11 protein-coding genes are annotated in these 17,385 nt (G+C 62.1%); 7 read left to right on the top strand and 4 right to left on the bottom strand.

Annotated elements, in window-relative coordinates; translation table 11 throughout:
• Positions 1-148: 148 nt before the first annotated feature.
• Positions 149-2,341: a glycoside hydrolase family 28 protein gene (locus tag PQR53_RS19460; RefSeq protein WP_408457110.1), complete on the top strand. Its 2,193-nt coding sequence runs from the start codon at positions 149-151 to the stop codon at positions 2,339-2,341.
• A 124-nt stretch (positions 2,342-2,465) separates the two neighbouring features.
• On the opposite strand, the gene PQR53_RS19455 is transcribed toward PQR53_RS19460, so the two are convergent.
• From PQR53_RS19455 to PQR53_RS19445, 3 genes are all read right to left on the bottom strand, one after another.
• The gene (locus PQR53_RS19455; protein WP_408457107.1) at positions 2,466-3,758 is read right to left on the bottom strand and encodes an MFS transporter; all 1,293 of its coding nucleotides are present in this window, start codon (positions 3,756-3,758) and stop codon (positions 2,466-2,468) included.
• A 29-nt stretch (positions 3,759-3,787) separates the two neighbouring features.
• Positions 3,788-4,615: an NAD-dependent epimerase/dehydratase family protein gene (locus tag PQR53_RS19450; RefSeq protein ID WP_408457104.1), complete on the bottom strand. Its 828-nt coding sequence runs from the start codon at positions 4,613-4,615 to the stop codon at positions 3,788-3,790.
• Between the two features lie 480 nt (positions 4,616-5,095).
• Positions 5,096-5,917, bottom strand: coding sequence for an alpha/beta fold hydrolase (locus PQR53_RS19445; RefSeq protein WP_408457101.1), 822 nt, complete (start codon positions 5,915-5,917; stop codon positions 5,096-5,098).
• 801 nt (positions 5,918-6,718) lie between these two features.
• Here PQR53_RS19445 and PQR53_RS19440 point away from each other — a divergent pair.
• From PQR53_RS19440 to PQR53_RS19425, 4 genes are all read left to right on the top strand, one after another.
• Positions 6,719-8,131, top strand: a complete 1,413-nt coding sequence (locus tag PQR53_RS19440; protein ID WP_408457098.1) for a cytochrome ubiquinol oxidase subunit I — start codon at positions 6,719-6,721, stop codon at positions 8,129-8,131.
• A 23-nt stretch (positions 8,132-8,154) separates the two neighbouring features.
• Positions 8,155-9,159 carry a cytochrome d ubiquinol oxidase subunit II gene (gene cydB / locus PQR53_RS19435; RefSeq protein ID WP_408457096.1) on the top strand — a complete coding sequence of 335 codons (1,005 nt, stop codon included), beginning with the start codon at positions 8,155-8,157 and terminating at the stop codon, positions 9,157-9,159.
• Complete coding sequence (locus PQR53_RS19430; protein ID WP_408457093.1) at positions 9,134-9,340, top strand: hypothetical protein; 207 nt, start codon at positions 9,134-9,136, stop codon at positions 9,338-9,340. Before cydB ends, PQR53_RS19430 begins: the two co-directional genes overlap by 26 nt.
• Positions 9,341-9,721: 381 nt before the next feature.
• The gene (locus PQR53_RS19425; RefSeq protein WP_408457090.1) at positions 9,722-10,480 is read left to right on the top strand and encodes a response regulator; all 759 of its coding nucleotides are present in this window, start codon (positions 9,722-9,724) and stop codon (positions 10,478-10,480) included.
• A gap of 127 nt (positions 10,481-10,607) precedes the next feature.
• On the opposite strand, the gene PQR53_RS19420 is transcribed toward PQR53_RS19425, so the two are convergent.
• The gene (locus PQR53_RS19420) at positions 10,608-12,479 is read right to left on the bottom strand and encodes an ATP-binding response regulator (protein WP_408457513.1); all 1,872 of its coding nucleotides are present in this window, start codon (positions 12,477-12,479) and stop codon (positions 10,608-10,610) included.
• Positions 12,480-12,868: 389 nt separating this feature from the next.
• On the opposite strand from PQR53_RS19420, the gene PQR53_RS19415 reads away from it, so the two are divergent.
• Both PQR53_RS19415 and PQR53_RS19410 read left to right on the top strand, forming a co-directional pair.
• Positions 12,869-13,660 (top strand): hypothetical protein, encoded by a 792-nt coding sequence (locus tag PQR53_RS19415; RefSeq protein ID WP_408457088.1) that lies wholly within the window; start codon positions 12,869-12,871, stop codon positions 13,658-13,660.
• A gap of 250 nt (positions 13,661-13,910) precedes the next feature.
• Positions 13,911-17,321 (top strand): alpha/beta fold hydrolase, encoded by a 3,411-nt coding sequence (locus PQR53_RS19410; RefSeq protein WP_408457085.1) that lies wholly within the window; start codon positions 13,911-13,913, stop codon positions 17,319-17,321.
• Positions 17,322-17,385: the final 64 nt, after the last annotated feature.

Here is a 17,385-nt window from a genome sequence, read left to right as displayed (position 1 = left end):
ATTACAAATATTAAGGATGACTGATGGCTATGGCGACTGATTCAATTCGCCGCCTGTTCGAGCGACGGATTACGGAATCCATGGCCCATCTAACGCTCAAGAGCACTAACGATCAATCACAACGCCCGCAAAGGGCAAGGAGACATCCGTGGCAATCAAAGATAAAAACAACGGCGAGCAGGCATCGCGAATCCGCAGCCGGGGCGAACCGAATTCACCTCACCGCAGAGCGTTTATCGTGTTCGCGGGAACGTCCGCCGGCGCTACCCTGTTGGGGACCTTGCCAGGTTGCGGCGGTAGCAGCGGCTCTTTAGGCTCCACGCCGCCAGCGCCGACTAAACCGGTCACAGCCGCTGACCCGATCTGGGGACCGGCCGGCCAGGCGACGGCCATCATCAACAAGCTCGCAGGCATTACCCCTTCGACGTTTCCGGCAGCTGATTTTCAGACGACGAGCTACGGCGCACGGACACTGCCGGCGTCCGCCCTGATCCAGGCAAGCGCGTGGCCCGGTGGCACGATTCCATGGGTGACAGGCTCGCAGGCCGCGACGTCGCCGCAAAGCCCGGGCTCGAACATCATGGTGCCGTGGGATATGACGGACACGGCGTACGACTCGTGCTCCGCGTTCAATGCCGCGATTCAGGCCGCGCACTCGGCGGGCGGCGGCCGCGTCGTGGTGCCTGCCGGCAATTGGTATTGCGGCGGCCCGATCGTGCTCCTGAGCAACGTAAATTTCCATTTGAGTTCCGGTTGCACGATCTATTTCAGCCCGAACCCGGCCGACTACGCGAAGAATGGCACGTACCCGACGGCGAACGGCAATCTGTACTGGACGCGCTGGCAGGCGAACGACTGTCTGAACTTCGGCTCGCCGATCTACGCGTACCAGCAGACCAACATCGCGCTCACCGCCGACGACAACACGTGCGTTCTGAACGGCCAGGCGATGACGCCGATGCAGTTGAGCACCAAGCCGCCAACGTCATGCTGGTGGACCTTCAAAGGCACGAGTAACGCGTACGGTTACGTGAAACCGGCTTCGGGGGCGGCGCCGGTTTCGCAAGCCGACCCGAACACAGGCACCCTCGCCTACCCGGCCAATTCCGGCTCCTACCTGGCCAACACCGCCTTGACGAGTCTGCCCGCGGCCCAGGTCACGAATCCGCAAGCCAACGTGTCGTTCAAGAATCAGGACGGCACGACGACGACGCTGATGAATCTCCTCACCGTTTCGGGCTGGAATCAGGACCAGAACTATCTACCGGCACTCTCGGAACTCGGAGTGCCGGTCGCGGATCGCGTGTTTGGCCTCGGTCACTTTCTGCGTCCGTGCATGGTCGAACTCATCGGCTGCACCAACGTGCTGCTGCAGAATTACCACACCCAGAACACACCGTTCTGGCAGCATCACCCGACCGATTGTACGAACGTGGTGATCGACGGCGTGTTTGCGGACAGCATCGGCCCGAACAACGACGGCTTCGACCCGGATGCGTGTAATTACGTGCTGGTGCAGAACGTCCAGTTCAATACCGGCGACGACTGCATCGCGATCAAGTCCGGCAAGTGCCTCGACACGGAATACGGCCCGATGCAGAACATCGTAGTGCAGAACTGCACGATGCAGAGCGGTCACGGCGGGCTCACGATCGGCAGCGAAATGAGTGCGGGCGTGCAAAACGTCTACGCGCGCAATCTGACAATGGAAAACGCGAATTGGGCAACCAATCCGCTGAACATCGCGCTCCGCTTCAAGACCAACATGAATCGTGGCGGGTTCATCAACAACGTGTGGATCACTGGCGTGACGCTGCCCAATGGCGTGAACCTGACGGGCAAATACGGTGGCGGCGCGCTGGGCTCGAGCGTACCGGGTTCGGTCCCCGGTACGGGCACCGTCGGTCTCACGGCCAATCCGTCTACCGGCCAGGGCGGGCTGATCACGTTCGACTGCGATTACAGCCCCTCGGGCGACGCCGTGCGCTGGAACCCTGCGACGATCAACAACGTCAACATCTCGAACGTGAATGCGACCAACACGTCGGGGGCGGTGAGCTACGCGCTGACTTCGGGTTTCCCAGCGACGTCGGGTTCGTGCTTCCAGGCAATCGTCGCGCAGGGTCCGGTGGCGGTGGACTACAACGGTCCGCTACCCGTGCCTACGGTGCAGCCGATTACCGGCGTGACGATCTCGGACTGCAACCTGGGCACGCCGATCTGCACGGGACCAGCGACGACGAGCACGCCTGGGCCGTTCTTCGTGAACAACGTGAACGGCATCACGCTGAACAACGTCGTGATCGCCGGCACCACGTACACCGCGAAGCTGACGGGCTGACGTTGGTGCGCACGGGCGCGGGGCAACCTGCGTCCGTGATTGCGAGTCAAAAAAATGGCGGTGCCCGAGTGGACACCGCCATTTTCACTACCCGACGCGCTTCGCTGCCGGATCAGACCACAGCTTATTTTGCGACCGCACCCGGCGCCGCCCAGCGCGGATCCGGCGCTTTGTCAGTGCTTCGCGCGAGCAGACACACCACGGCGGCCGCGATGATGTCGAACACCGCCAGCACCACAAACAACGGGCTGTAGCCGATCTGCGTGACCAGCACGCCGAATAGCGCCGTGAACGCCGCCGCGCCGAGATAACCCGCCATGCCGCCCATGCCGGTGGCGGTGGCGACTTCGTTCTTGCCGAACATGTCGGAAGTGATCGCGTACAGCGCACCCGACAAGGTCTGGTGAGCAAAGCCGCCGACGCACAGCAGCGCGACGGCCGCGTAAGGACTCGCCACCAGCCCGACGCAGGCGGGCCCGATCATGCAGAGCGCGCCGACCACAAAGACCATCTTGCGCGACGTGAACAGCGAGACCTTCGCGTACTTATGAAACAGCGGGCTGAGGTAGCCACCGAGCACACAGCCGATATCCGCCGCCAGAAAAGGCATCCACGCGTACAGCGCGACTTCCTTCAGGTTCATGTGACGCTCGGTCATCATGTACAGCGGGATCCACGCGTTGAAGGTCTGCCAGGCCGGCTCGGAAAGAATCCGCGGAATGCCGATGGCCCAGAAGTCGCGGCTGCCGAGCATGGCGGCCCAACTGCGTTTGACCGCGCCGGCTTCGCTGTGCTTTGCCTCCTGCCCGCTGAGGATGTAATCGCGCTCGGCGTCGCTCAACAGCTTCTGTTTCTGCGGATGCTTGTACAACAGCATCCACAGCGCGCTCCAGACAATCCCCGCCACGCCGACGATCAGGAAAGCCCATTGCCATTGACCGTGCAGCAACGCCCAAACGACCAGCGGCGGCGCCAGCAGCGCGCCGATGGACGAACCGATATTGAACCAGCCGATCGCGACGGAACGCTCTTTGGCCGGGAACCACTCGCTCGTCGCCTTGACGCCGGCCGGGATGCCCGCCGCTTCGGCGATACCGAGCACGCCGCGAAAGAACGCGAGGCTGCGCCAGCCCGTCGACCATGCCGCCGCGGCACACGCCAGCGACCAGGCCAGCGCGAACGCCGCAAAGCCGATCTTGGTGCCGACGGTGTCGAGCACGTAGCCCGCGACCGGCTGCATAAACGCATAGCAAAGCTGCCAGGCCACCACGACGTGCGAATACTGCACGGTCGTGATGTCGAGGTCCTTCATCAGCGTCGGCGCCGCCACCGACAACGTATTGCGCGCGAGATAATTGATGATGAGCCCGGCCGCGACCAGACTGACCATCCACCAGCGGATGCCCTTGATTTTCATGACTACGTCTCCTCGTATTCCTTGACCGCTCAGACGGGCCGGCCCGGGGTGTCGCTGCCCGCGGCATCGTCGCGCGAGTAGTCGATGCCGACGAAGCTGCCGCCCTGGTAACGCTGACCCAAGGCATCGAGCGGATTCGGCCGCGTCAGAATGTCCTCGGCGTAGACTTCGGCGTCCTGCGTTGGCTGATAACCCAGACGCTCGGCACCGCTGTTGTCCCACCAGCTACGCTTATTGGCCGACACACCCCACACGGTGATGAAGCCGACGTCCTCTGCTTCGACACAGCGGTCGAGGAAATGCAGCAGGTCGCGATGACCGAACCAGGTGCTCAGGTGCCGCTGCTCGGTGGGCCGTTCAAGGCAACTGCCGATCCGCACGCAAATACTCTCGATGCCATGCTTATCCCAATACATGCGCGCGAGTGCTTCGCCCCATACCTTGCTCAGGCCGTAGAAACCGTCCGGGCGCAGCGCACAGTCGAGATCGAGATGCTCGGTGACCGGATACATGCCGATCGCATGGTTGGAGCTCGCGAACACCACGCGCCGAACGCCTTGCCGGCGCGCGCCTTCGTACACCTCAACCAGTGCGCGCAGATTGTTGTCGATGATTTCAGGCAGAGGCCGCTCGACGCTCGTACCCGCGAAATGAATCAGCACGTCGACGCCCTCCAGCAGACGATCGACGACGGCGGGATCGCGCAGGTCACCGTGCATCACGTCCTCGCCTTCCACCAGCGGCACCAGGGCCCTGGATCCCGCGGCGGAACGCAAGGGGGTCCCGCGTGCGATCAACGCCGCACGTACTACCGAGCCGAGCTGGCCGCCGGCTCCACTCAGGGCAATCTTCTTCATAGGGGTTCCTTTACAGCGCCGCGCGCGATGAGAGCCGGAGGACGACTCGCAGTTAAGCCGTAGCGGCAATGGACCAAGATGGGTCGTCTAGTTGTACGATAACGTACTATCCATCAACGCGAGGGCGATTTCAACTAGGCAATTACCCGTATTCACTCTCACCTACGGGGAAATTGTCTTTAATAAACAGACGTATATGTCATCTATTATTATGTGATGTCATACAACGTAATTGCGCAAATTGAAGGCAAACCCGAGACCTCACCGGATCTATCCGGTTGCTCAACGGTGCTTAGACATCGATCGATGTTTTCGCCATCGCGCCATTCCACCGGCTGGTGGTTCGCCCGGCATTGCGTCGAGCGGGGCACGCATCGGCTGCGTCAACCGTCTGACTGATTCAGCCATGCTGCATGGCAAGCAGCACGGCCTGCGCATGGCAATCGCCACACGCAAGCCGCGCGCGTTACGTCAACGCGCTTACGAGCCGATGAATTCCAGCAGATCGCCATTCACCTTGTCCGCCTCGACCGTGCACATGCCATGCGCGCCGCCCGGGTAGACCTTGAGCGTGGCGTTCTTCACGATCTTCGCCGTCTTGCGGCCGGCGGCGTCGATTGGCACGATCTGGTCGTCGTCGCCATGCAGGACCAGCGTCGGCACGTCGATCTTCTTCAGGTCTTCCGTGTAGTCGACTTCGGAGAACTGCTTGATGCAGTCGTACAAGCCCTTGATCGAGCCGACCATGCCTTGCGCCCAGAACGAATCGATCACGCCTTGCGACACCTTCGCGTTCGGACGGTTGTAACCGTAAAACGGCAGCGCCAGGTCCTTGAAAAACTGCGAACGATCCGCCTCGACACCCTTGCGAATACCGTCGAACACGTCGATCGGCGTGCCTTCGGGATTGCTCTCTGTCTTGAGCATCAGCGGCGGCACCGCGCCGATCAGCACAGCCTTCGCCACGCGTTTCGTACCGTGGCGGCCGATGTAATGCGCGACTTCGCCACCGCCGGTCGAATGCCCGACCAGGGTCGCGTCCTGCAGGTCGAGGTGCTCGATCAGCGCCGCGAGATCGTCGGCGTAGGTATCCATGTCGTTGCCGTCCCAGGTCTGCGCCGAACGGCCATGACCGCGCCGGTCGTGCGCGATCACGCGAAACCCTTTGTTGCCGAGGAACAGCATCTGCGCATCCCACGCATCCGCGGACAATGGCCAGCCGTGTGAGAACACAACCGGGCGGCCCTTGCCCCAGTCTTTGTAGAAAATTTCCGTACCGTCTTTCGTGGTGATCGTGCTCATCTGCTGACTCCTTTGGATGAAGTCTGCCGTTGCCGGCAGGTGGATGAAGCGTGCCTCTCAAACCATTCGGGCGACACAAACAGTGCCGCCCGACGAAAACCGCTAACAGCGAATGCCATGACGAACTCGACGCGCATTCAGGCAGAACATTGGAGAAAAGTGACCGGTCGATGCGCGATGAAGCGCTTATTCAAGCATGGCACGGTCTGCAACACACTTTGATGACGGACTCACGAAGAACCGAATCAGTTCACGTGCTATTCGAAATAACTATCAGGGATGAAGACCCAGATGACGACGCGAAGCTCGCCCGTTTCGGGCCTGCGGCAAGCCAATATGAACCGCTCATTAGCTGCTTGCATGGTAGAAGCAAACTAGCTGGTTGGCTAGCTAACCGGCTCACCTTCTGTCGATACGCTGCGCTGATATGCGGCGGCGTGTGGCAAGCAACTGTTTATCTCGATTGCGTAGCTGGCGTGGCGGGGACTTGACCCGCCACGCGTCGGCACAGAAGTCGAGACCGCGATGCGGCAGCGCGGTCTATTGCCGCAGCTGCGCGGCCGGCCGGGAAAAAACACTCAAAGGCATACTCAGGAAAACTTGATACCTATCAAGGCGTTGCCGTCTCAAAATCGAAAACAGCCGCACAACAACGCGGTTTTTTGACGCACCTCGCACCGCAGCAAAAAAATCCTCGTTCCTCTACTCTTGCGCCATCTGCCCATCGCAGTGCGCACCGACAGCGGTCGACGCGCGTAGTCCACCTTCGGGCACGACGCACATAAAAAGCACTTCACGCTCATGACCTCCGCTCTATCGGCATTCGATCTCGCCCGCATTCAGTTTGCGTTCACCGTCTCGTTTCACATTGTTTTTCCGGCGCTCAGCATCGGCCTCGCCAGCTTCATCGCCGTCCTCGAATGGCGCTGGCTGAAAACCGGCAAGACATACTACAAAGATCTTTGCCTGTTCTGGTCGAAGATCTTCGCAGTCGCCTTCGGGATGGGCGTGGTTTCCGGCGTCGTGATGAGTTATCAGTTCGGCACTAACTGGTCGGGCTTCTCCAGTTTCGCCGGGCCGATTACCGGACCGCTGCTGATGTACGAGGTCATGACCGCGTTCTTCCTCGAAGCGGGCTTCCTCGGCATCATGCTGTTCGGCTGGCAGCGCGTGAGTGCGCGCGCCCACTTCGGCGCCACGCTGATGGTGGCGATCGGCACGCTGATCTCGACCTTCTGGATTCTCGCGTCCAATAGCTGGATGCAAACGCCGCAAGGCTTTGAAGTCGTGAACGGCCACGTCGTGCCGCTCGACTGGTTCAAGATCATTTTCAATCCGTCGTTCCCGTACCGGCTCGCGCATATGGCGCTGGCGGCCTTCATCGTCGCGGGGCTGGTGGTGTCGGCGGTGGGCGCGTGGCATCTGCTGCGCGGCCGGCGCGATCCGGCCGTCAAGAAGATGTTCTCGATGGCGCTCTGGCTGCTGCTGATCCTTACGCCGATCCAGGCATTCGTCGGCGATCAGCACGGTCTGAACACGCGCAAGTATCAGCCCGCCAAGATCGCCGCGATCGAAGGACTGTGGGAAACCGAGAAAGGCGGCACGGCGCTGAATCTGTTCGGCATTCCTGATATGCAAGCGGAGACCACGCGTTATGCCGTGTCGATTCCGCACCTTGGCAGCCTGATCCTCACGCATAGCTGGGACGGCGAGATTCGTGGCCTGAAGGAATTCCCGCCGCAAGACCGGCCGAACTCGACGGTGGTGTTCTGGAGCTTTCGCATCATGGCCGGGCTCGGCGTGCTGATGATCCTGATGTCTCTCGCCGCATGGACACTGCGCCGCCGCGAACGGCTGTTCGAAGCGAAGTGGTTTCAGCGGGTCGCCGTGGCAATGGGCCCGACCGGCTTCATTACGCTGCTGGCAGGTTGGGTCACCACGGAAGCCGGCCGTCAGCCGTGGGTGGTGTACGGCGTGATGCGCACCTCGCAGGCGGTGTCGCCGCTCACCACGCAGCAGGTCGGCATCTCGCTGATGGCGTTCGTGGGCGTCTACTTCCTCGTGTTCGGCACCGGCATCTACTACATGCTCAAGCTGATGCGCTCGGGTCCAGCACTGCCGGGACAGACGCCGCACGGCATGCCTGAACCCACGCCGAACCAGACCGCGCGCCGACCGCTGTCCGCCGCCGATCAGATGATCGACGCCGCCTAACTTCACCGCCGAAGAGAAAGAAAATGGACGTAACCGTAGCGTGGGCCGCGATCATCGCGCTGGGCCTATTCATGTACGTGGTGCTGGACGGCTTCGATCTGGGCATCGGCATCGTCTTCCCGTTCTTCCCCGACGAGAAGGAACGCGACCTGATGATGAACACCGTCGCGCCCGTATGGGACGGCAACGAAACCTGGCTGGTGCTCGGGGGTGCCGCGTTGTTCGCGGTGTTTCCGGTGGTCTATTCGACCGTGCTGTCGGCGCTCTATCTGCCGCTGATCTTCATGCTGGTATGCCTGATCTTTCGCGGCGTATCGTTTGAAATTCGCGCCAAGGCCAAGCGCACGAAACATCTGTGGGATCTGGCGTTCATCGGCGGCTCGGCGGGCGCGACGTTCTTCCAGGGCATCGTGCTGGGCGCGTTCCTGCAAGGCATTCCCGTGATCGACGGCGGCTATGCGGGCGACGCCTTCGGCTGGCTCACGCCGTTCAGTCTGCTGACGGGTCTCGGTCTGGTCATCACCTACGCGCTGCTCGGCTGCTGCTGGCTGGTCGCGAAAACCGAAGGCGATCTGCAACGCCGCCTGCATCGCGTGGTGTGGCCGCTGACGCTGGTACTACTCGGGTTCATCGCGATGGTCAGCCTGTGGACACCGCTGCAAGATCCGAATATCGCGCAACGCTGGTTCCACGACAGCCTGTTCTACCGTCTGCTGCCGGTGCCGTTCCTCGTGGCGATCTGCGCGTTTTTCATGCGCCGCGCGGTGCGTGAGCGGCATCACAACACGCCGTTCGTGCTGGCGCTGCTGCTGGTGCTGCTCGGCTATGCCGGGCTGCTGGTGAGTCTGTGGCCGTATGCGATTCCGTCGAGCATGACGCTGTGGGAAGCCGCCGCGCCGCGCTCGAGCCAGATGTTCACGCTGGTTGGCGCAGCGGTGATTCTGCCGATTATCATCGCCTATACGACGATGGGTTACTGGGTATTTCGTGGCAAGGTGCGTCATGACGACCAACATCACTATCACTAAGGACACGGGCAGTCACGCCACGGGCCGTCACGCCGCGGGCAGCACTTCGCAAACACCGGGCCGCAAACTGCCCGGCTGGCTGTGGTTCATCGCGCTTTGGTGCTTCGGCGTAGCCTCCGCGGTGTCGCTCGGTTTCGCGTTCAAGCTTCTGATGAATGCGACGTTGTTCGCGGTCAAATGAAGCTGTCAATGAAACCTGTTTTTGCGTGATTTCATCCGGCGCGCATAACCTTCGGATTCCCGCGTGGACGGCTTAAAAATTGAGGCATGCGGCTCGTCTTCGTAGCAAGCCGGAACCTATGCGCGGGAGACCTGCCTATACACCATGCTGGTGCAGCGAACCAGCCGGCGATCACACAAATAGAGTGTTAAATGGGCGGCAAACCGGAAGGCGCGCCGCGCCATCGATCGGCATATGAAACGCGGGGTAGCCGGCAATGACGCGATTCGACAATAGAAGTAAAACGGCAAGTAAAGCCAGAAGCCGCAGAGCCTCACGCTTTGAAGGCAGCAGCACAGCGGCGGCAGTCCACCACGCGCAGGCCCGACTCGCGGAGACATCATGAAGTTTCTTGTGGCCGACGACCATGAACTGATCCGGCAAGGCGTCAAAGGGCTACTGCGCGGCCTCGATCCCGATGCGCAATTCGACGAGGCCGATAGCTGGGAAACACTCGCCGCCGCCGCGCGGCCCGACGCCAATCACGACCTTGCCATCGTCGATCTGCATATGCCGGGCATGAGCGGCGCGTCGTCGCTTGAAGTGCTGTTGAAGGCGAACCCCGCGTTACCGGTCGTCGTGCTTTCCGCCGAAGAATCGCCCGACGAAATGCGCGCGGTGCTGGCCGCCGGCGCGCTCGGCTTCGTGCCCAAGCGGCAACCCGCCAGCGTGATGCTCAAGGCAATCGAACTGGTGTTGTCAGGGGGCGCCTACGTGCCGATGGAAGCGCTCAGCCTGCTGGGTTCGCGCGAGACGCAGAGTGCACCGGCGCACACCGGCGCGCCCGACGAAGTTGCCGCTCAGGGCACCGCGCACGCCACCCCTCAGGCCGGCGCCGCGCTTACCGAACCGATCACGCAAATCCAGGCGCTGCAGCCGCACCAGCAACATTTGCTGGAGAACCTGTCGCCAAGACAGCAGGACATCATGCGGCTGGTGCATCGCGGCTGGACCAACAAGATGATCGCGCGCGAGCTGGGTGTCGCTGAAGGAACGGTCAAGGTGCATCTGTCGGTGATCTTCCGGGCGCTCGGCGTGCACAACCGGTCCACTGCGATCGCCGTGATCAATGGCTGGCTCGAGGCCGGGAAAACCCTGTGATACCGGGTTGGCGGCGCGGGTCTGCAGGCGGCCTGCGGGAGGCTGCCTCTCTATTTACAGCTCGTATTGGGATTGATTTGCGATTGAGCCCGCGCTCGGGCGAGCGGCGAGCGGCGAGCCCGGATCCTCACGTCGTGTCCTTCAGCGCTCCCTTCCCCAGCCCCGTTCCCGCTTCGTAGTGGACGCTCTGCGCTTCGCCCGCACGCATTTCCAGCGTGGGCGCCGGGCGCCCTTTGTCCAGTTCCGCTTGTTGCCACAGCATTTCCAGGGTGCGCCGCAAACGCGCCGGCGTGACGGGCTTATGTAGCACCGGAATTCCCTGCAAGGCCAGCGCCGCCAGTTCCGCCGATGCCATATCGCCCGTAATCAGCAACGTCACCACACCTTCATACCCCGCCCTTGCCAGCACATTGCGCACGGCGGTGAGCGCCTGCGCACCGGTTCGGTGATTCGCCAACTGGTAGTCGCATAACACGGCGTCCGGCACGAAGCCCTGTTCCAGCGCCGCGAGCGCGTCGGCCTCGTCGCGTGCGCCATGCACGATGCAACCCCAGCGTCCCAGCAGACTGGTGAGGCCTTCGAGAATCGACGGTTCGTCGTCGATGCACAGGACGCGCCGCCCTTGCGCTGACGGTCCGCCCGCCACAGCCTCGTTCAGGCTGGCGACAATCCCGCCGGCGTCGCCGGCCTGCACCGGAAAGCGGAACACCGAGCCGCGGCCGGGCGCCGAGCGCATCTGCAATTCACCGCCGAGCATCTCGACGAGGCGCTTCACCGTCGGCAAGCCCAAACCGTGGCCCTGGCGTGCGTCGCGCTGCGGATTGGCGACCTGATAGAACTCTTCGAAGATGTGCTCATGTTCCTCAGCCGGAATCCCGATGCCGGAGTCGCGTACTTCGATATAACCACCCGAACGACGCCCGGCGCGGCGATAGCCGACCCAGATCGCGCCTTCTTCGGTATAGCGCACCGCGTTCGAGAGCAGGTTGCTCAGCACGCGCTCGAGCAGCACCGGATCGTCGTGCACGACCGCCGAGGCCGGCGCGATCCGCAGCGCCAGGCCCTTGGCTGCGGCTTGCGGGCGGTACTGGCTACCGACCCGCTCGAACAGTTCCGAAACCCGGAAATGCAAGCGGATCACCTGGGTCACGCCGCTTTCGAGTCTGGCGAGATCGAGCACCTGGTTGAACAACTGATTCAACGCCTCGACGTTATAGACGATGTGCTGCGCCGTCTTCGCATGCTGCACGGGCGTCGCCGCCGGGTCGTTGAGCGAAGCCGCCAGCAGGCCGATCGCATGCAGCGGCTGGCGCAAATCGTGGCTCGCGGCCGCAAAAAAACGCGTTTTAGCGAGACTGGCCTCTTCGGCGACACGCTTTTGCGCCGCCAGCGACTCCGCCAGGTACTGCTGATCGACGCGCGCCTGCACGACCTGCTGGAACAGCTTGCGGTAGCTCAGCGCATAGACGTTGATCGCGCAGAAGAAGAACGCGAGGACGATCGCGAGAATCGTGCGATCGAACGTATGCGCGCCGAAATGCAGCACGATAGTCGGAAACAGCAGAAACGGGATCGCGGTCGAAAAGTTCAGCAGGTCGAAGCCGTTCGACATGAACACGCCGGCCGCGAGCGTGACGAGCATCACCGTATGCAGCAGCGGCAAATTGGTTTGCGGACTCTGGAACGCGAACCACACCGCGAGGCCAGGCGCACTGTACAGCAGCACGCCACGCACTGCGTGCAGGTTGATCCAGCCGCGCGGCGTAGTGAGATGCGGGTAGCGGCGATTGCAGATCCACAGCGCGAGGCTGCTGCAATTGGCCACCGCATAAAACCCGAAGCACGTGATGAACAGCGGCGGCGACGGCACATTCGGCCAGTAGATCGCCACCAGCACCGCGATCGAGAACCAGTGCGAAAAGAAGGCGATCGGATCTTGCGCATACAGCACGCGCACCAGGTCTTCGTCGATTGCACGCTGGATGGGGTCGGCCCGCATCATGCGGTCTCCTTTGTCGACCGCAGTTAGCGCTTCAGCGCTTACTGCGGTCCCATGCATCTTTGCGGTCGACCAGAGTTAGTGCTTCAGCACTTACTCTGGTCCCATGCATCTTTGCGGTCGACCGCAGTTAGCGCTTCAGCGCTTACTGCGGTCCCATGCATTCTGCGGTTGTTTCAAACGGCAAACAGACAAACAACCGGGCCGACGCGGGGACGGTTTACCCGGCAGTTTACCCATCAGCTACCACTTAATCCATATAGGCGAAGGCGCCGCCGGAAACCATACTGGCTTCACGTTCCAGCGCGGCTCACCGTTTCAGACACTCCGTTGCTTGCCTGCAGTCGAGGCTCCCCGCGCTCCTTGTCCTACCCCTTATGGAGGTTTTCATGGGCGCAGTTCCGAGCCACGCGTTCGTCCGCAATCTCGACGATGCGATCCTGCCCGACCTGTGGCGTCGACGTACCCAGTTGTCCGCCGACGAAATGGTGTCGATGGTCGAGCTGGTCAAGCGGGCGCTGCGGACCTATCACCCGCTCGAGTTGCAGGCGCTCGGCGAGGACAAGGAAGAACTGGTCGCGCAGTTCATCTATTCGAAAGTGCTGCGCCTCGCGCCGGGCCATACGGAAACCAATGCCTGCGCCGAAAGCGCGCCGTCCAATGGCTACGCACTGTGCGCGTATTTTCGCCGCTACCTGATCGACTGCCTGCGCAGCGCCGGCCACCAGCGCAATGTGTCGATGGAAAACGAAGGCATGGCGCAGGAAATCGATCTGCACGCGCACGCGCTGGAAGACCCGGTCGAAAGCGTGCTGCTGCAATACGGGCTTGATGAACAACGCGTGCGGTTCGCGGCGCGCGCTTTTATCGACAGCCTCGACGAGCCGGAGCGCATCGTACTGGCCGGCAGCCTCGGCTGGTGCTCGGAAGGAAAAGGCGGTCTGTCGGCAGTCGCTGCTCAGCATCGTGTGCCCTCGTATCACTATCGTGCCGTCAAACTCGGCGTCACCATGAAAAAGACGGCCGGCGCCGACGATTTTTCCAATACCAAGATCGGCCGCTGGCTGACCGACGTGCTCGGCATCGAGATCGACATCGACAATCGCGCGGCGATTCTGCTCGTACTGAACCTGCTCGCCGCCGAATCGAGCGACAGCGAATTGAATGAAGTAGCCGCCTAATAGCGCACTGTCAAACTCGCGCGGGCCGAGGGCGGCGCTGCTTCCCTTTTACAAATCGCGCACGCGCCGGTCGCCGCTCGCCATGCTTCACGCCCCATGCTTCATGCCGCACGCGCCACGCGCCACGTACGATGCGCCTTTTTTTGTCATCGCGCACCGCCTACGATAAAAAAGCCTTAGCCACACACCGTCTTCCTTCCGAAGTCCGGGTTCCCCTACCCGGCATCTCCTTCCTGATGAGGTGGTCTCCATGAACCGCTTATCGAGCGCCCTGACGGCGATGCAAGCGCATTACGACGTGGTGGTGGTGGGTTCGGGCTACGGCGGTGCGATTGCCGCGAGCCGGATGGCGCGCGCGGGCAAAAGTGTGTGCGTGCTCGAACGCGGACGGGAATTCATGGCCGGCGAATATCCGCGCACGCCGCTCGAAGGCGCCGCGCAGATGCAGTACAACACGGCACTCGCGCAAATCGGCTCACCGCTCGCGCTGCTCGAAGTGCACGTGAATGAGCAGGTGAACGCAGTGGTGGGCTGCGGGCTGGGCGGCACGTCGCTGATCAACGCAAACGTCGCGCTGGAAGCCGAACCGCGCTTATGGAACGACGAGCGCTGGCCCGCCGCGCTGCGCGAGGACCAAACGGGCCGCGACAAGGGCTACGAACTGGCCCGCGCCATGCTGCAGCCATCGGCGGTATCCGGCGATTTCCTGCAGTTGCCGAAACTGCAGGCGCTCAAAAAATCCGCGCAGGCGCTCGGCATGGAAGATCGCTTTTACCCGCCAGAGATCACCGTCACCTTCGAGGACCGTGTCAACGCCGCGGGCGTCGAGCAGCAGGCCTGCGTCGGATGTGGCGATTGCAACTCGGGTTGCAATTACGACGCAAAAAATTCGACGCACATGAACTATCTGCCCGATGCGGTCGCGCACGGCGCCCATATTTTCACGGGCACGCCGGTGCATTCGGTGTTGCGCGACGCAGCCACGCAAAAATGGATCGTGCGTTTTCAGGAGGTGAAGCTGGGCCGCGAGAGCTACGACGCGCCTGATCTGTTCGTGAGCGCCGATCTCGTGATCGTGTCGGCCGGCACGATCGGTTCCACCGCGCTGCTGTTGCGTTCGCGCAAGGAGGGGCTGACCGTATCGGACATGCTCGGCAAACACTTCACCGGGAACGGCGACGTACTGGCCTTTGCGTACAACACCGATCAGGTAATTAATGGGGTCGGCTGGGGCACGCACAAGAAGGGCGAGATTGCGCCGGTCGGGCCGACCATCACCGGCATCATCGACCACCGCAACACCGCTGACGTAAAAGACGGTTTCGTGATCGAAGAGGGTTCGCTCGCCGGACCGGTCGGCGCCGCGCTGGTCGCCCTGCTCGGCGGCGCCGCGCCGTTCGAAGGCGTCGAGATTCCCGCGCCGCGCGCGGCCGGGGAACATCCCGGCTACGACGCACGCGTGATCGAAAGTTTCCTGCGCGGCCCCTATCACGGCGCACTCAACCACACGCAAACTTACCTGGTCATGGCGCATGACGACGAAAGCGGCCAGATCAGCGTGAATGACACCGGCAGGCCGCGCATAGACTGGCCAAACGCCGGCCAACAGCCGATCTTCCAGACCGTCGAAGCAACGCTCGAGAAGGCGCAAACGCCGCTCGGCGGCAAATACGTGCGCAACCCCATTTCGACCAGATTGCTCAAGAACCGCACCGTCACCGTGCATCCGCTCGGCGGCTGCGGAATGGGCGAGGATGCCGGGCGCGGTGTCGTCGACCATCAAGGCCGCGTCTTCAGCGGCACGGCGGGCAATGCCGTGCACGAAGGCCTGTATGTGATGGATGGCGCCGTCATGCCCATGTCGCTCGGCGTCAATCCGCTGTTGACGATTTCTGCGCTCGCGGAACGCAATTGCGCGCTGCTCGCCAACGCGCGGGGCTGGAAGATCGACTACCTGGCGAAGGGTACGGCCGGCACACCGACACCCCAAAAAATCGGCCTGCGCTTCACCGAAACGATGATCGGCACTTACACGCCGGCCGTGCAGGGTGAAGCCGCCACCAGTCCGATTGAATTCACGCTGACTGTCGAATCGGACGATCTGGCCGCGATGCTGAGCAATCCGCAACATCTGGCCCACACCACCGGCACGCTGACCTGCCCCGCGCTCTCCGCGCAACCGATGACGATCACGGACGGGACCTTCAACCTGTTCGTGGTCGACGAATCGGACGTGGACGAACGCAACATGAATTACCGCATGACGCTCAATTCCACTGAAGGCAAGACCTACACCCTGACCGGGCAAAAGATCATCACGCGCACGTCGCCGATCAATCTGTGGGAACAGACCAACACGCTCTACGCCGACATCCGCGGCTCGGCGCAAGCGGATGCGCTGCCGCTTGGCCACGCAACGCTGATCATCACACCCGAAAATTTCCTCAAGCAGCAACGCACGCTTGAAGTGACCAACACGCCTGATCTGAAAACGCGTCTTGAATGGACCCTGAAGTTCGGCAAGTTTTTTGCCGGCGTATTGTTCACCGAATACGGCGGCGTCGCCGCGCCGTTGCAGTTTTACGATCCGAAGGCGCCGCCGCGGCTGAAGCGCGTGCTGCGCGCTCCGGCGCCGCAAGTGGTCTTCTTCGATACGCCCGATGGGACCCGCCTGCGGCTCACGCGCTACGCCGGCTCGCCCGACAAACCGCTGCGTCCCGTGCTGCTGATCCACGGCTCAGGCGTGTCGAGTCGCATCTATTCCACCGATCTGATCGCGACCAACCTCGTGGAGTTTCTCAGCACGGCCGGCTACGACGTGTGGCTGGTCGATCTGCGCGTCAGCATCGAAATGCCGAGCGTGCTGGTGCCGACCAACGTCGACAAGGTCGCTCGCGAGGACATTCCCGCGGCGGTCGCCAAAGTGCGGGAAGTAACCGGCGCGCCAGACATTCAGGTGCTGGGCCACTGCATGGGCGGGTTGGCGTTGACCATGTCGCTGCTGTACGGCCTCGATGGCGTGCGCTCGGCGCTCATCTCCCAGGTGTCCGCGCATCCGGTGCCGGGCACGCTGGAAAAGATCAAGTGCGGCCTGCACGTGCCGGACATCATGGAACATCTCGGCGTGCTCGACCTGACCGCCTTCACGGAGCACCGGTCGTGGCCTCAGAATCTGCTCGATGAAGCGTTGCGGCTCTATCCGCTCAATCACAAACAGGGCTGCGGCAGCCCGATTTGCCATCGCGCCACCTTCCTTTACGGCTTGCTCTACGAACATGAAAAACTGAACGAGACGCTGCATGCCAATCTGCAGGAAATTCTAGGCGTGCATGATGTCTCGGTCTTCAAGCATCTCGCCGCAATGGTGCGAGCGGGCAAGGTCGTCGACGCCGGGGGCCGGGACGTCTACCTGAGCGGTGCCGACGGCATGAAAGGCCTGGAGGGTATGCGTTTGCCGATCGGCTTTATCCACGGCGAAAAAAACGAAACCTATCTGCCGAAGAGTACGCAACTGACGTACGACATGCTGGTCAAGCAGTTCCCCGAGCAGCCTTACGAGCGGCACATCATTCCAGGCTACGGGCACATTGACTGCATCTTCGGCAAGAACGCGGCCGTGGATGTATATCCCTTGATTGCGCGGTATCTGAATGCGCATTGACGAAGCTTGAGTCGGTATATACCTACATGGCTCGACTCATATTCCGTATGGACTCGGAAGCATA

Source organism: Paraburkholderia fungorum, from assembly GCF_046027605.1.
Classification (GTDB): domain Bacteria; phylum Pseudomonadota; class Gammaproteobacteria; order Burkholderiales; family Burkholderiaceae; genus Paraburkholderia; species Paraburkholderia fungorum_F.
The sequence above is the reverse complement of the archived record's forward strand: the minus strand, read 5'-3'. Positions and strand labels throughout refer to the sequence as shown.

What these genes read in the sequence shown, in the direction of transcription:
- PQR53_RS19410 (WP_408457085.1), top strand. Translation starts at nt 13,911, where the DNA reads ATGAACCGCTTATCGAGCGCCCTGACGGCGATGCAAGCGCATTACGAC.
- PQR53_RS19415 (WP_408457088.1), top strand. Translation starts at nt 12,869, where the DNA reads ATGGGCGCAGTTCCGAGCCACGCGTTCGTCCGCAATCTCGACGATGCG.
- cydB (WP_408457096.1), top strand. Translation starts at nt 8,155, where the DNA reads ATGGACGTAACCGTAGCGTGGGCCGCGATCATCGCGCTGGGCCTATTC.
- PQR53_RS19445 (WP_408457101.1), bottom strand. Translation starts at nt 5,917, where the DNA reads ATGAGCACGATCACCACGAAAGACGGTACGGAAATTTTCTACAAAGAC.
- PQR53_RS19450 (WP_408457104.1), bottom strand. Translation starts at nt 4,615, where the DNA reads ATGAAGAAGATTGCCCTGAGTGGAGCCGGCGGCCAGCTCGGCTCGGTA.
- PQR53_RS19430 (WP_408457093.1), top strand. Translation starts at nt 9,134, where the DNA reads ATGACGACCAACATCACTATCACTAAGGACACGGGCAGTCACGCCACG.
- PQR53_RS19425 (WP_408457090.1), top strand. Translation starts at nt 9,722, where the DNA reads ATGAAGTTTCTTGTGGCCGACGACCATGAACTGATCCGGCAAGGCGTC.
- PQR53_RS19440 (WP_408457098.1), top strand. Translation starts at nt 6,719, where the DNA reads ATGACCTCCGCTCTATCGGCATTCGATCTCGCCCGCATTCAGTTTGCG.
- PQR53_RS19455 (WP_408457107.1), bottom strand. Translation starts at nt 3,758, where the DNA reads ATGAAAATCAAGGGCATCCGCTGGTGGATGGTCAGTCTGGTCGCGGCC.
- PQR53_RS19420 (WP_408457513.1), bottom strand. Translation starts at nt 12,479, where the DNA reads ATGCGGGCCGACCCCATCCAGCGTGCAATCGACGAAGACCTGGTGCGC.